At 68.3% G+C, this 14,454-nt stretch carries 11 protein-coding genes; 5 read left to right on the top strand and 6 right to left on the bottom strand.

Annotation, left to right across the window (positions count from 1 at the left end; genetic code table 11):
• Positions 1–112 precede the first annotated feature (112 nt).
• Complete coding sequence (pcrA, locus tag ACFVH2_RS05940) at positions 113–2,581, bottom strand: DNA helicase PcrA (protein WP_378420435.1); 2,469 nt, start codon at positions 2,579–2,581, stop codon at positions 113–115.
• A gap of 296 nt (positions 2,582–2,877) precedes the next feature.
• Here pcrA and ACFVH2_RS05935 point away from each other — a divergent pair, with 296 nt between their 5' ends.
• Entirely contained in the window at positions 2,878–3,204 is a 327-nt protein-coding gene (locus tag ACFVH2_RS05935; protein WP_378420436.1) for a chorismate mutase, read from the top strand.
• Between the two features lie 372 nt (positions 3,205–3,576).
• On the opposite strand, the gene ACFVH2_RS05930 is transcribed toward ACFVH2_RS05935, so the two are convergent.
• Positions 3,577–5,013: a short-chain fatty acyl-CoA regulator family protein gene (locus ACFVH2_RS05930; protein WP_378420437.1), complete on the bottom strand. Its 1,437-nt coding sequence runs from the start codon at positions 5,011–5,013 to the stop codon at positions 3,577–3,579.
• A 182-nt stretch (positions 5,014–5,195) separates the two neighbouring features.
• Here ACFVH2_RS05930 and prpD point away from each other — a divergent pair, with 182 nt between their 5' ends.
• From prpD to ACFVH2_RS05915, 3 genes are read left to right on the top strand one after another with little or no spacing between them, the layout of a single operon-like run.
• Positions 5,196–6,698, top strand: a complete 1,503-nt coding sequence (gene prpD, locus ACFVH2_RS05925) for a 2-methylcitrate dehydratase PrpD (RefSeq protein WP_378420438.1) — start codon at positions 5,196–5,198, stop codon at positions 6,696–6,698.
• Entirely contained in the window at positions 6,698–7,615 is a 918-nt protein-coding gene (prpB, locus tag ACFVH2_RS05920) for a methylisocitrate lyase (RefSeq protein ID WP_378420439.1), read from the top strand. Before prpD ends, prpB begins: the two co-directional genes overlap by 1 nt.
• Positions 7,612–8,730, top strand: a complete 1,119-nt coding sequence (locus tag ACFVH2_RS05915; RefSeq protein ID WP_378420440.1) for a bifunctional 2-methylcitrate synthase/citrate synthase — start codon at positions 7,612–7,614, stop codon at positions 8,728–8,730. Before prpB ends, ACFVH2_RS05915 begins: the two co-directional genes overlap by 4 nt.
• Positions 8,731–8,808: 78 nt before the next feature.
• Here the strand turns inward: ACFVH2_RS05915 and ACFVH2_RS05910 are convergent, their stop codons facing one another.
• From ACFVH2_RS05910 to ACFVH2_RS05895, 4 genes are all read right to left on the bottom strand, one after another.
• A complete protein-coding gene (locus tag ACFVH2_RS05910; protein WP_378420441.1) occupies positions 8,809–9,486 on the bottom strand; it encodes an MspA family porin in 678 nt (225 codons plus the stop codon).
• Between the two features lie 76 nt (positions 9,487–9,562).
• Complete coding sequence (locus tag ACFVH2_RS05905) at positions 9,563–10,231, bottom strand: MspA family porin (RefSeq protein WP_378420442.1); 669 nt, start codon at positions 10,229–10,231, stop codon at positions 9,563–9,565.
• Between the two features lie 88 nt (positions 10,232–10,319).
• Entirely contained in the window at positions 10,320–11,786 is a 1,467-nt protein-coding gene (locus ACFVH2_RS05900) for a PepSY-associated TM helix domain-containing protein (protein WP_378420443.1), read from the bottom strand.
• Between the two features lie 279 nt (positions 11,787–12,065).
• Positions 12,066–12,590, bottom strand: a complete 525-nt coding sequence (locus ACFVH2_RS05895; protein WP_378420444.1) for a hypothetical protein — start codon at positions 12,588–12,590, stop codon at positions 12,066–12,068.
• A 212-nt stretch (positions 12,591–12,802) separates the two neighbouring features.
• Here ACFVH2_RS05895 and pgi point away from each other — a divergent pair, with 212 nt between their 5' ends.
• Positions 12,803–14,452 (top strand): glucose-6-phosphate isomerase, encoded by a 1,650-nt coding sequence (gene pgi / locus ACFVH2_RS05890; protein WP_378420445.1) that lies wholly within the window; start codon positions 12,803–12,805, stop codon positions 14,450–14,452.
• Positions 14,453–14,454 lie beyond the last annotated feature (2 nt).

The following is a 14,454-nucleotide window of genomic DNA, read 5'->3' as shown; positions in this document are numbered from 1 at the left end:
CGCCGCCCCAACCAAACGCCACCGAGGGCCGTCTTCCCACCAGGGGAGACGGCCCTCGTCGTGGGCGCCGCCGGCTCACCGAGCCGGACGCGCCCCCGCCGCGACCGGCGGACTAGAGCTTGACCATCGGCACGCCGCCGATCAGCATCAGGCGCACCTTTCCTGCCGAGCCGAAGTCGACGGTCACGGTCGCCGTGGTGCCGGCGCCCTTGGTCTCGAGCACCGTGCCGAGGCCGTACTTGTCGTGGCTGACGCGGTCCCCGACGGCGAGCACCAAGTGGTTGTTGCGGGCCCGGGGCGCGCCGAAGCTCGGCGTCGACGCCTCGGCGCGGCCGCCGCCGTAGCCACCGCCCCCGCCGTAACCCTGTCCGCCGTAACCCTGTCCGCCGCGGAACCGGCCGCCACCGATGGCGCCGCCTGTCCCCGGTCCCGGGTCCTCCCGGCGCCAGTGCAGGAGATCCGAGGGGATCTCCTGCAGGAAGCGCGATTCGGGATTGGTGATCGGCTGTCCCCAGGCCGAGCGCATCACGGCACGAGTCACGTAGAGCCGGTGCCGGGCCCGGGTGATGCCCACGTACGCCAGCCGCCGTTCCTCCGACAACTCGGCCGGGTCGCCGAGCGCCCGCATGTGCGGGAACTGACCGTCCTCCCAGCCGGTCACGAACACCACCGGGAACTCCAGACCCTTGGCCGTGTGCAGGGTCATCAGCGTGACGACGCCGTCCCCGTTGTCGGGCAACTGGTCCGAGTCCGCCACCAACGACACCCGCTCGAGGAACGCGGCCAGCGACCCCGGATCCGGCTCGCCCTCCCCCGGGTTGTCGTCGTCCTCCCCCGCCGCCGCGAGCGCGCCCTCGAGGGCCTCGTCCACCTCGTCCTCGATGCCGGCGGCGTTGCGGGCGTCGGAGCTGAATTCGCGGGCGACGCTGACCAATTCGTTGAGGTTGTCCAGGCGCGCACCGTCCTGCGGGTCGCTGCTGGCCTCGAGCTCCGCGCGGTAGCCGGTCTTGTCCAGTACCGCCTCGACCACCTCGCCGATGTCGATCAGGCCCGTGTCGTCCGGCTGCATGCTCGCGCGAATCTCGTCCATCATCTCCGCGAACGCCGCGATCGCCTTCTGCGATCGGGTGTTCAGCAGCGGGACGGTGCCCTCGGCGGCGTCCCGCAGCGCCGCGGCGAATCCGATGCCGCGTTGCTCCGAGTGCACCGCGACGCAGGCCTCGGCGCGGTCGCCGATGCCGCGACGCGGGGTGTTGAGGATGCGGCGGAGGCTGACCGTGTCGTCCGGGTTCGCCAGCACGCGCAGGTAGGCGACGATGTCGCGCACCTCCTTGCGCTCGTAGAAGCGCACCCCGCCGACCACCTTGTAGGGCAGACCGAGCCGGATGAAGATCTCCTCGAGCGCGCGCGAGGAGTTGTTGGTGCGATAGAACACCGCGACGTCACCGAACTTCGCGTCGCCGTTGTCGACCAGCTTGTCGATCTCCGAGGCCACGAAGGACGCCTCGTCGTGCTCGTTGTCGGCGACGTAGCCGGTGATCAGCTCGCCCTCACCGGAGTCCGTCCACAACCTCTTCTCGCGGCGTCCGGTGTTGCGGGAGATCACCGCGTTGGCGGCCGAGAGGATGTTCTGGGTGGAGCGGTAGTTCTGCTCGAGCAGGATGGTCCGGGCGTCCGGGTAGTCGCGCTCGAACTCCTCGATGTTGCGGATCGTCGCCCCGCGGAAGGCATAGATGGACTGGTCCGCGTCGCCGACCACACACAGCTCCGACGGCGGCACGGGGCCGGAGTCCTCGTCGCCGACCAGGGTGCGCACGAGCACGTACTGAGCGTGGTTGGTGTCCTGGTACTCGTCGACCAGCACGTGCCGGAACCGTCGGCGGTAGTACTCGGCGACCTGCGGATGCCGCTGCAGCAGCGCCACCGTCTCGCCGATCAGGTCGTCGAAGTCCATCGCGTTGGCCGCCCGCAGCCGGGCCTGGTAGTGGCCGTACACCTTCGCCACCAGCCGGACCAGCTCGTTCGGGTCCTTGTCGGCGTCCGCCGCGGCCTGCTCCGGGTCGATCAGCTCGTTCTTGAGGTTCGAGATGTGGGTGGCCAGCAGCCGGGCCGAGTAGCGCTTGACGTCGATCTCGAGGTCCTTGGAGATCATAGTCAACAGCCGCCGCGAGTCGTCCGCGTCGTAGATGGTGAAGTTCGAGTTCAGTCCCGGCAGCAGCGCCGCCTGCATCCGGAGTATCCGCACGCAGCTGGAGTGGAACGTCGAGACCCACATGCTGTTCGCGCGGGGGCCGACCAGCTGCGCGACCCGCTCACGCATCTCCGCGGCGGCCTTGTTCGTGAACGTGATCGCCAGGACCTGTCCGGGCGAGACGTCGCGCTCGGCGAGCAGGTACGCGATCCTGCGGGTCAGCACCGCGGTCTTTCCGGAGCCGGCGCCCGCCACGATCAGAAGTGGGGAGCCGCTGTGCACCACGGCCTCGCGCTGCTGCGGGTTGAGGCCGTCGAGAAGTGCGGCCGAGGACGTGCGGGACGGCGCTGCCATCACACCTGCGTGAGCTGCTGCTGAGAATGTGTTCATCGCACCCCAACGCTACCGCCGGACACCGACAGCGATGCTCCCGGCCGGGCCCGGCGAGGTACCCACACGTGGCCGCACCACGGGGTCCGTGGCAAAATGGACGCATGCTCAGTGTCGACCTTCGCCATGGCTGGCGATTTTTTTACGGGTACCGGACTCCGGTGCCCGTGGCCTGAACATCCCACGAGCCCCGCGGTCCGCTTCTGCGATCCGGGGCTTTTTCGTGGGAAGGGCCTGGATCGGGTAACGACCCGCGGGACCGAGAACGATCCAAGAATTGACACGAGGAGAAGCACATGGGTGCCCCCACTTCGCCGAACAACGCTTCGAACGAGGCCGTGCCTGCCGAGGCGACGACCGCCGCAGACCTGCCCGCCAGCGAAGCCGAGATCAACGAGCTCCGCAAGGAGATCGACCGGCTCGACGCCGAGATCCTCGCCGCGATCAAGCGGCGCAGCGAGGTCTCGCAGATCATCGGCCGCACGCGGATGGCGTCGGGCGGACCGCGACTGGTGCACAGCCGGGAGATGAAGGTCCTCGAGCGCTTCAGCGAACTCGGCCAGGAGGGCCACACGCTGGCGATGCTGCTGTTGCGGCTCGGCCGCGGGCGACTCGGTCACTGAGGGGAACCGGCGCCGCGATGAGTCGGTCGACCACCTGTCGCCAGTGCGCTCCGAGCGCCAGCGCGAGATGTGAGTCGTCGATCGCGGTGTCGCGCACGATGACCGCGAGTTCGTCGGTGGTGCGACCCGCCGCGGTGTGCCAGGCAGCGCATGCGGACGTCGATCCGAAGACATGCAGCACGACCTGCCCGAGCCCGCGACTGGGTGCCGTTTGCCGTACCGCATGCGCGATCAGGCGGCGACGCCCCGGCAGCGTCAGTGCGGACCTGGTCCACAGGTAGCGGTCGATGTAGTCGGCGGCCAGGCCCGGGATGACCGCCAGCGATGTGAGCGCGTCGCATTGTGCGGACGTCGTCATCGGCACGTCTCGTTTCAGAATTGTGGATACGGCAGCGGGCTGCTCCGGTCGAGATCGACACGGACCGGCTTGCCGAGTTGTGGAAAGGCCCGCTGTGCGCAGGCTGGACGATCGCAGACCTTGCACCCGGCGCCGATCGGGACCGGGGTGGCCGGGTCGTCGACCTGAAGGCCGCGCGAGTAGACGAGCTTGGAGGCGTACCCGACGTCGCAGCCGAGCCCGATCGCGAAGTTCTGTTCCGGCGCGAGATACCCGCGCCCACCGCTGCGGGTGGTTCGCGCGATCCACAAGTAGGTGCGTCCGTCCGGCATCTGAGCGACCTGGGTCAGCACGCGGCCCGGGTAGGCGAAGGCCTCGTGCACCACCCACAGCGGACAGCTGCCGCCGACCCGCGAGAAGTGAAATGCGGTGGCGGACTGTCGTTTCGAGATGTTCCCGGCCCGATCGGTGCGGACGAAGAAGAACGGCACCCCGCGATGACCGGGGCGTTGCAGAGTGGACAGCCGGTGACAGATCGTCTCGAATCCCACCTCGAACTTCGATCCCAGCAGGTCGATGTCGTACCGCAACGACTCCGCGGCGCGCAGGAATTCGGCGTAGGGCAGGATCAGCGCGCCCGCGAAGTAGTTCGCCAGCCCGATCCGTGCCAGCGCGGCCGATTCCATACTGAGCGAATCATCTTCGGCGACAATCGAATCGATCAGAGGTGCGTGCGACAGGAAGGCGAGCTGAGTCGCCATCTGGAAGGCTCGCTGACCGGGTGCCAGGCGGCGGGCGATCGTCAGCGTCCGCTCGCGCGGATCGTACGCGCGCTTGGGTCCGAGCTGCAGTCTGTCACCAACCTCCGGGTGGTCGGTTCGAATCTGGACCGACACGTCGTACTCCGCACGCAGCAACTCCGCGAGCTGCAGGTCCATGGCACCGACTCGCAGACCTCGACCGACGAACATGTCCTCGGCCGCCGCATCGAGCTCGGGTATGTGGTTCCGCCGGTCGTAGAAGAAGTCCCGCACCGCCTCGTAGGGCATCGGGGCATGGTCGGCCCCGACCGGCTCACCACCGGAGAACTGCGCGGAGAACTGCTCGATCTGGTCGTTCGCCGAGTACAGACGCCGGTGCAGAGCCACCAGCGTGCGTCCGATCGAGGGCATGCGAGCGACCAGTTCCTCGACCTCGCCGGCTGCGGCTTCACCCGTCTCAGAGGTCTCCCGCAACACCTCGTGCAGGTCCGCGACCAAGCGGGCGTCGTCGTCCGAGGCGAAGAACTGAACGTCGAGATCGAAGGTCGAGTTGAGCTTGAGCAACACCGGGACGGTCAGTGGACGCTGGTCGTTCTCGAGCTGGTTCAGGTAGCTCGGTGACAGGCCGAGCCTCTTCGCCAGCGCCAGCTGGGTCAGCGCACGCTCCTCGCGCAACCGCCGCAGACGTGCCCCCGCATACATCTTCTGCATTGCCGATCTCACCTTCCGATCGTGTTCCACACCGGTGCACACGCACGCTACCCCTACGGGTTCGCAGCATTCGCAAATCTTGGTCACCGACGTCGCAAAGATCTTCATTTGCAACACGTTTCGGTACTCATACCCGCTGTGTAGCGTGCGAATCAGCACCCACATCGTTGGTCGGAGGCCTGATGAAGATCCATCCCGTTCGCACCCGCCGCTCGGCGGACGATTTCCCCCGTTCGGACCACCTCGCATGGAAGATCGCTGAGGTCGCCACAGACCCGGTGGACATCCCCGTCGCCGTGTCCGAGATGGTGGTCAACCGCATCATCGACAATGCCTCGGTTGCGGCGGCGTCGCTGACCCGCCGCCCGGTGTCGAACGCCCGCGCCCAAGCGGAGGCTCACCGGCACACCCCGGGTTCGACGGTGTTCGGTGTCGAGCGCACGGTCTCGCCCGAGTGGGCGGCCTGGGCGAACGGGGTCGCGGTGCGCGAACTCGACTTCCACGACACCTTCCTCGCCGCGGAGTACTCGCACCCCGGTGACAACATTCCGCCGATCCTCGCCGTCGCCCAGCACGCGGGCCGCAGCGGCGTCGACCTGATCCGCGGCCTGGCCACCGGTTACGAGATCCAGATGGATCTGGTGCGCGCGATCTGCCTACACGAGCACAAGATCGACCACGTCGCGCATCTCGGCCCGTCCGCCGCCGCCGGCATCGGCACTCTGCTCGGACTGGACACCGACACCGTCTACCAGGCGATCGGGCAGGCGCTGCACACCACCACCGCGACGCGCCAGTCCCGCAAAGGCGAAATCTCGAGCTGGAAGGCCTACGCGCCTGCCTTCGCGGGGAAGATGGCCGTCGAGGCCGTAGACCGTGCGATGCGCGGCGAGGGCGCCCCGTCTCCCATCTGGGAGGGCGAGGACGGCGTCATCGCCTGGCTCCTCGGCGGTCCGAACGCCGAGTACTGCGTCCCACTGCCCGGGCCCGGCGAGGCAAAGCGCGCGATCCTCGACAGCTACACCAAGGAGCATTCCGCCGAGTACCAGAGCCAGGCCCCGATCGACCTCGCTCGCCGGATGCGCGAGCGGATCGGCGACCTCGACCAGATCGCGTCGATCGTGCTGCACACCAGCCACCACACCCACGTCGTGATCGGCACCGGTTCGAACGATCCGCAGAAGTTCGATCCGACCGCGAGCCGGGAGACCCTGGACCACTCGGTGATGTACATCTTCGCCGTCGCGCTCCAGGACGGCACCTGGCATCACGAGCGCTCCTACGCCCCCGAGCGCGCACAGCGTCCCGACACGATCGAACTGTGGAACAAGATCTCCACCACCGAGGACCCGGAGTGGACGCGCCGCTACCACTCCACCGACCCGGACGAGAAGGCGTTCGGCGCACGCGCCGAGATCACCCTGAAGAACGGCGAGGTGATCGTCGACGAGCTCGCGATCGCGGACGCGCACCCGCTCGGCGGCCGCCCGTTCGCCCGCGAGCAGTACATCGCCAAGTTCCGCAGCCTCGCAGACGGCGTGATCGCCCCCACCGAACAGGACCGCTTCCTCGACGCCGCGCAGCGCACCGCGAACCTGAAGGCCGGCGAGCTCGGGCAGCTCACGTTCACGGTGACCGAGGACGTGCTCGCCCGCGCACCGAAACTGCCGAAGGGCCTGTTCTGATGTCGGGCCTGATCGCCGCCGCGACCTCCGCCACCGACAAGCGGACCGCCTTCCGTCGCGGGCTCACGTCGGGTTCGATTCAGCGCCTGCCGGGCGCGTTCAATCCCCTTGTGGCCAAGCTGATCCAGGAGATCGGCTTCGAGGGCGTCTACGTCTCCGGCGCAGTCGTCGCCGCAGACCTCGCGCTGCCCGACATCGGACTGACCACTCTCAGCGAAGTGGCGGCCCGCGGGCAGCAGGTCGCACGGGTGACCGACCTTCCGGTGTTGATCGACGCCGACACGGGGTTCGGCGAACCGATGAGCGCGGCACGCACGGTCACCGTGCTCGAGGACGCCGGGATCGCGGGCTGCCATCTCGAGGACCAGGTCAATCCCAAGCGCTGCGGACATCTCGACGGCAAGGCCGTGGTGCCGACGGGCGAGATGGTGCGGCGACTGCGCGCGGCAGTAGGTGCCAGGCGGGATCCGGCTTTCGTCGTGTCCGCCCGCACCGACGCCGCCGGGACCGAGGGCGTCGACGCCGCGATCGAGCGCGCCAAGGCGTACGTCGACGCCGGCGCGGACCTGATCTTCACCGAGGCGCTGCGCACCGAGGCCGAATTCGAGAAGTTCCGTACAGCTGTGGCCATCCCTCTGCTCGCGAACATGACGGAGTTCGGCAAGTCCGATCTGATCTCGGCGAAGACGCTCGAGTCGATCGGGTACAACGCGGTGATCTACCCGGTCACCACTCTGCGCCTGGCGATGTTCGCAGCCGAGCAGGGCCTCAGGGAGATTCTGGTCGAGGGCACGCAGGCGGGCCAGCTCGACCGGATGCAGCATCGCAGCCGCCTCTACGAGCTGCTCCAGTACGAGCGCTACAACGAATTCGACTCAGGCATATTCAATTTCACCATCGAGGGGGCACGGACATGACCGAGACGGCAACGATCTTCAAGGGCCTGGCCGGGGTGGTCGTCGACACCACGGCGATCTCCAAGGTGGTGCCCGAGACCAACTCGCTCACCTACCGCGGCTATCCAGTGCAAGACCTCGCCGCTCGGTGCACCTTCGAGCAGGTGGCATACCTGCTGTGGAACGGCGAGCTGCCCACCGACGCGCAGCTCGAGATGTTCACCCAACGAGAGCGGGCGAACCGCCGCGCGGACCGTTCGCTGTTGTCACTGGTCGCCAAGATGCCGGACAACTGCCATCCGATGGATGTGGTGCGCACCGCGATCAGCTATCTCGGCGCGGAAGACCCTGCCGAAGAGGACAACTCGACCGCCGCGAACAGGGTCAAGGCGCTGCGGATGATGGCCGTGCTCCCGACCATCGTGGCAGCCGACCACCGGCGGCGCCACGGGTTGGATCCGGTGGCGCCCCACAGTCATCTCGGGTTCGCCGAGAACTTCCTGAACATGTGCTTCGGCGCGGTTCCGGACACGGCGATCGTCCGAGCGTTCGAGATATCGCTGATCCTGTACGCGGAGCACAGTTTCAACGCGTCCACGTTCGCCGCGCGAGTGGTCACCTCCACGCTGTCGGACATCTACAGCGCAGTGACGGCGGCGATCGGGGCGCTCAAGGGTCCCCTGCACGGCGGAGCCAACGAGGCCGTCATGCACGACATGCTCGCGATCGGCGATCCCGCACTCGCCGCGCAGTGGCTGCTGGCGAAACTTGCCGCCGGGGACAAGGTGATGGGTTTCGGGCACCGCGTGTACCGCAACGGAGACTCTCGCGTGCCCACCATGCGCGCCGCGTTGGCCGATGTCGCCGCGCACACCGGCGAAGGCAAGTGGGTGCAGATGTACGAGATCCTCGAACGCACCATGCAGGAGGCCACCGGAATCAAGCCCAACCTCGATTTCCCCACCGGGCCTGCGTATTACCTGATGGGCTTCGACATCGAGATGTTCACTCCGATATTCGTGCTGAGCCGAATCACAGGCTGGACCGCGCACGTCATCGAGCAGGGCGAGTCCAATGCGTTGATCCGGCCTCTCAGCGAGTACACCGGCGTCTCCCAGCGTTCGGTCGTCGCCTGACCGTTGCTCCTCGGATCTGGCGGGCGACGGGCGGACGGCCTCGCCACATTCGATGGCGAGGCCGCCCGCGTCACGCCGTCAGCCGATGCTGAACGGCTGACCCCAGAGCGTGATGGTGCTGTTGACGTTCTTGGTGTTCGCGCTGACCTTGACGTAGCTGCGGGCCTGCGCGTATCCGGCGCAACCGCTCACACCAATGGTCGAGTCGGCCCACGTGACGCTGCCGCTATTGCCCTTGAATCCGTTGGCACCCGAGTGCGACTCGGAACCGTAGTCGTCGGCCTTCTCGAGGTCGAGCAACCGGTAGTTCACGGCCTGGCCCGGTCCGATGCTCACCGAACCGGAACCCTTCGCCGACTGCGTGGTCTTGTCGCCCGCGTAGTTCGAACCGATGCCCGACTCCGCACCCGTCTTGCCGCCGAGGGCCAGCTGGCACCCCACCACGTAGCCGGGCTCGATCCGGCCACCGTCGGCGTTCGGGCCGATCAGTTCGACCTTCGCCGAACCCGACACCCACACGTTGCGGTGCAACGGCGTCGCACCCATCGAGCCCGACACGTTGGCGGACTCGCCGGTGCGGGTGATCTTCACGATCGTCCCGTCTGCGAGGGTCTGGGTGATGCTGCCGTCCGGCAACGGCACGAACGTGTCGGCGCTGGCGGCACCGACGGAGAACAGGCCGACGGCAACGGCAGCGGCCGCACCGACGGAAGCGATCTGCAGCCCGCTGCGCAGGCTCTTGTTGGAATTACGCATGAAAACCCCTCTGGGGGAAGCCGTCTCACATGATTTGAGGCGGAAGTGAACAAGGACTGGGAAAAGCCGAACCCGATCAGCCGATGGAGAACGGCTGCCCGTACAGGGTGGTCTTGGAGTAGTTGTCCCCCACGATCTCCACCACGGTGTAGGACCGGGCCTGGGCGTACCCGCCGCAGTTCTGGATCTCGAGCTGGGTGTCCTGGAACTGCACCGAGTACTTGCCGTTCTTCTTGATGTCCTTGCCCGCCACGTTCACGAACTTCACCTGACCCGCCGACACCGGCACCGTCAACGACGCCGACAACGACGGACCGTTCAGATCGATACCGCCACCGAACGACCCACCCAGACCCGTGATGTCCACCTGGCAACCCACGATGTAACCGGTGCTGATCCGCGAAACCCCGTGCGTGGACGAGTTGTTCGTACCCGGATCGTTCTTCGCACCGTTCCAAGGCCCGGCCTCGCCCTCCTTGGCGATCGACGACACGTCCGCGGTGACCGTGCCCGACACCCACGCCGTACGACCCGCACCGTTGGCCGCCAACGACGGCGAAATCAACGCACTCTCACCGGTACGCGAGACGACCACACCCGGCGTGTTCTTGGATCCGTCCGGCAACGGCACGAAGGTGTCGGCACTGGCGAGGCCGGTCGACACGAGGCCGATCGTGACGGCGACAACGGCTGCGCCGCCGACGATTCGGGCACTACGACGCAAGGGGTTCTTTTCGACGTTCATGGGTTCCTTCTCGAGGTTGGGCCGAGTACCGGCCCTGGATGAAGTGGATGTCGGAGAGAGCTCGGGCGATGGGGCTTGCGGCCGGGAGCTACGCACGACTGCGTGCCCGGGCACGCAGCCCGACGGCGGCGTCGATCACAAGGAACGCGACCAGGCTGAGGCCGAGGAGCGGCACGAACCAGCCCACGGCGATCGCGACGGCGGCGAAGCCGACCGCCAGGGCCGGATGCACCTGCCGCAGCGCACCGCGCAACGGCGGGCGGCCCACCGCCCAGTCCGACCCGCGGGTGGGCCGACGACGCCACCACATGAGGTAGCCGCGCACGATGACCGTCACCAGGGCGACGGCGAGCGCGGCCAACGCGATCTGGTTGATCAACCCGAACTGCAGACCCATGTGCAGCTGGATTCCCCAGGACGTGAGCTTCGCCGCGAGCGGCCACTCGGCGAACCGCAGCACGTCGGTGACCTGCCCCGTTGCCCCGTCGACAGCGATGGAATCGGTGGCGAACACCCAGGGCTGACGCGTCTGGGTGACCGTGAACGCCGTCGTGGAGTTCGACGGAATCGAGGCCTCGACCGCGCCGTCGACGCCGTTCTGCCGCGCCGTCGCGAGCACCGAGTCGATCCGGCCGACGTTCGCGCCGAGGAGGTCGCCGCCGGCCGCGGCCGCGGCACCGTGTCCCTCGTGCCCGGCGTGGGCGTCCGCTCCGCCCGCCGGTGCGCCCAGCGACTTGTCGATCTGCGGCGTCGTCCAGCTCAGCGAGGTGCGCAGGGCCGTGACGTTCTCACCCGCGTACTTCGACCAGGTCAGCCCTGTCGCGGACAGGAACACCAGTGCGACCGCGATCCAGATCCCGACCGCACCGTGCCAGCTCACCGTGCGCGCGCGACCCGAGCTCGAACGGTCGACGGTGAGAAGCCGCGCGTCGGAGCCGTTGCGCTGCCGGGCCTTCCGGTAGCGGTCCCACCAGAGGTAGACGCCACCGAGCGCGATGACCCACATCCACGAGGCCGCGAGTTCGCTGTAGATCCGGCCCGGCTCGCCGAGGTGCAGATGCCGGTGCAACTGCGAGATCCACGTCCGCAGCGGCAGTGCGCTGCTGCTGCCGTAGACGGTGAGTTCGCCGACCGGGCTGGCGGTGGCCGGGTCCACGAAGACCGCTCGCCGCTCGGATTCCCCGAGACCGGGGTCGGTGAACAGCACGCGGGTGGTGTCGCCGGGCTCGGTGGCCGGCCGCACGGCGGAGACGGTCAGGTCCGGGCGGACCTGCTGGGCCGCCCGGATCTGGTCCGCGACGGGCACGGCCGGGCCGGTCGAGTCGACGTGCAGGTAGTCGCGGTAGACGACCTGTTCGAGCGAGGGCGCGAGCGCGTAGAGGCCGCCGCTGATCGCCGCGATGAGGATGAACGGCGCCACCAGGATGCCGGCGTAGAAGTGCAGCCGCATCATCAGCGGCCGCACACTTCGCGCGGGGCCTGGAGGTTGCTTCGACGGAGGAGAGGTGTCACCCAGAGAGGACGCGAGTCCCCGGTCGATTTCGGGTGCGGACATGTTCGATTCTCGATTCGTTCGGCCGTCGGCCGGGTGCGGGCACCGCAGAGCCGCACCGGATCCCACGAGATCCGGAGCTGGCGGCACCGCCACGGGCGCGACGGCTGGGAAGTTCCGACGCCGCTGAGCGCACTGTCGAGCGCATCGGGCTGTCGGCGAAGGGCAGGGGCATCGACCGCGGCAGGGCGTGGCCCCGCGGCGGCGGCGATGTGAGGAGTGCGCGACACAGTTCCGCAGGGGACGAATCCCGTTGTGCGGGTAGGTGTGTGATCGCGTCGACTAGGCCGACAGGGGTGGCCCGCGGGTGCCGACGCGGGCGCCCACCAGCAGCCACCGAGCGAGCCTCGGACGGTAGGCGGGCACGCCGACGACGACCGGGGTGGTCACCGGGAAGGCGGCGAAGAGCACCGGAAGGATCCGGTGCAACGCGGAGACGGCCAACGCGAGGCCGCGTTCGCCGGCCCGGATGAGCCCTGCCGCGACGACCACGGCGAGCGCGTGCATGACGACCATGCCGGGGCTGAGCTGCGGTCCGTGGTGGTGGACGGCTCCGAGCGCCAGCGCGGTGTGGCCGACGACCTGGCCGAGGGTCAGCGCCCCTGCGAGAACCGGCACGGTGCGGGTGGCGCGGGCCGAGGCAACGACGGCGCCGACGGCGGCACATCCCAGCACCAGCAGCACGACGGAACTCTCGGTGGGGGCGGACCCGCCGCCCATCGCGTGCGCCGCGACACTCACCGCGGCGGAGAGGGAGCCCACGAAGCCGCCGCGCATCCGCGCGGTCGCCGTCTGTCGTGTGCTCACGGGCAGAGAGTACAAGGCTCTACTACGACCGTTAGTACCCGGACGGAGCTTTCCCGCCGAAGACAGAGTCAGCCCGAGTTCGACGAGTCCACGCGCCCCGGAAACCGACTGGATCCACCAGAGCGGCCGTTACGCTTCCTGGTTCGATTCAGCGTTCTCGAGGGCTGGAAGTCGGCCCCCGCGCCCGATCCGTGACCACTAATGTCGAGTGCATGAGTCTCGACATCGCCGCGACATCGGCCTGGCAGAAGTTGCGCGCGCACCACGATCAGGTCGCCGACCGGCACCTTCGTGCATTCTTCGCCGACGACCCGGAGCGCGGACGAGAACTCACCGTCACCGCTGGCGACCTGTACATCGACTACAGCAAGCACCGCATCGACCGCGAGACGCTGCGGCTGCTCGTCGAACTGGCCCGAACGGCGGGGGTGGAGGAGCGCCGCGACGCGATGCTGCGGGGCGAGCACATCAACTCCTCCGAGGACCGCGCCGTGCTGCACACCGCGCTGCGACTGCCCGCCGACTCGACCCTGATCGTGGACGGGCAGGACGTTGTCGCCGACGTGCACGAGGTGCTCGCCCGGATGGGCGCGTTCACCGACCGGTTGCGGTCCGGGGACTGGCGCGGAGCGACCGGGGAACGGATCACCACCGTCGTCAACATCGGGATCGGCGGATCCGACCTCGGTCCGGTGATGGCCTACCGGGCGCTGCGGCACTACGCGGACGCCGGCATCGCGGCGCGGTTCGTCTCCAACATCGACCCGGCCGATCTGGTGAGCAAGCTGGCCGGGCTCGACCCGGCGAGCACCCTGTTCGTCGTCGCGTCGAAGACGTTCTCCACCCTCGAGACCCTCACCAACGCGACCGCGGCGCGGCGCTGGCTCACCGCCGCGCTGGGCGAGGATGCCGTCGCCAAGCACTTCGTCGCCGTGTCCACCCATGCGGAGCGGGTGGCCGACTTCGGCATCGACACCGCCAACATGTTCGGCTTCTGGGACTGGGTCGGCGGGCGGTACTCGGTGGACTCCGCGATCGGGCTGTCGGTGATGGCGGTGATCGGCAAGGAGGCGTTCGCGGAGTTCCTCGCCGGTTTCCACACCATCGACCGGCATTTCGCCGAGACGCCGCTCGAACGCAACGCGCCGGCCCTGCTCGGCCTGATCGGGGTCTGGTACTCGAGCTTCTTCGACGCGGATTCGCGTGCGGTGCTGCCCTATTCGAACGACCTCGGCCGGTTCGCGGCATACCTGCAGCAGCTGACGATGGAGTCGAACGGCAAGTCGGTGCGGTGTGACGGGTCCCCGGTGAGCACACCGACCGGCGAGATCTTCTGGGGCGAGCCTGGCACCAACGGCCAGCACGCCTTCTACCAACTGCTGCACCAGGGCACCCGGCTGGCGCCGGCCGATTTCATCGGGTTCGCCGAACCCACCGACGACCTGCCGACCGTCGACGGCACCGGCAGCATGCACGACATCCTCATGAGCAACCTTTTCGCGCAGACCAAGGTGCTGGCTTTCGGCAAGACCGCCGAGGAGATCGCCGCCGAGGGCACCGCCCCGGAACTGGTTCCGCACAAGGTGATGCCCGGCAATCGGCCGTCGACGACCATCCTCGCCCCGAAGGTCACCCCGTCCGTGCTCGGCCAGCTGATCGCACTCTACGAGCACCAGGTGTTCGTCGAGGGCGTCGTGTTCGGCATCGACTCCTTCGACCAGTGGGGCGTCGAACTCGGCAAGGTGCAGGCACTCGAACTCGAACCGGTGCTCACCGAATCTCGAGCCCCCGCCCGACAGGACGATTCGTCGACCGACACGCTGGTGCGGTGGTACCGGAGCAGGCGCGGCCGGGCGGTCTGAGT

The organism is Rhodococcus sp. NPDC127527 (genome assembly GCF_042672245.1).
Classification (GTDB): Bacteria; Actinomycetota; Actinomycetes; order Mycobacteriales; family Mycobacteriaceae; genus Rhodococcus_G.
This window is presented reverse-complemented; position numbering and strand designations above follow the sequence as displayed.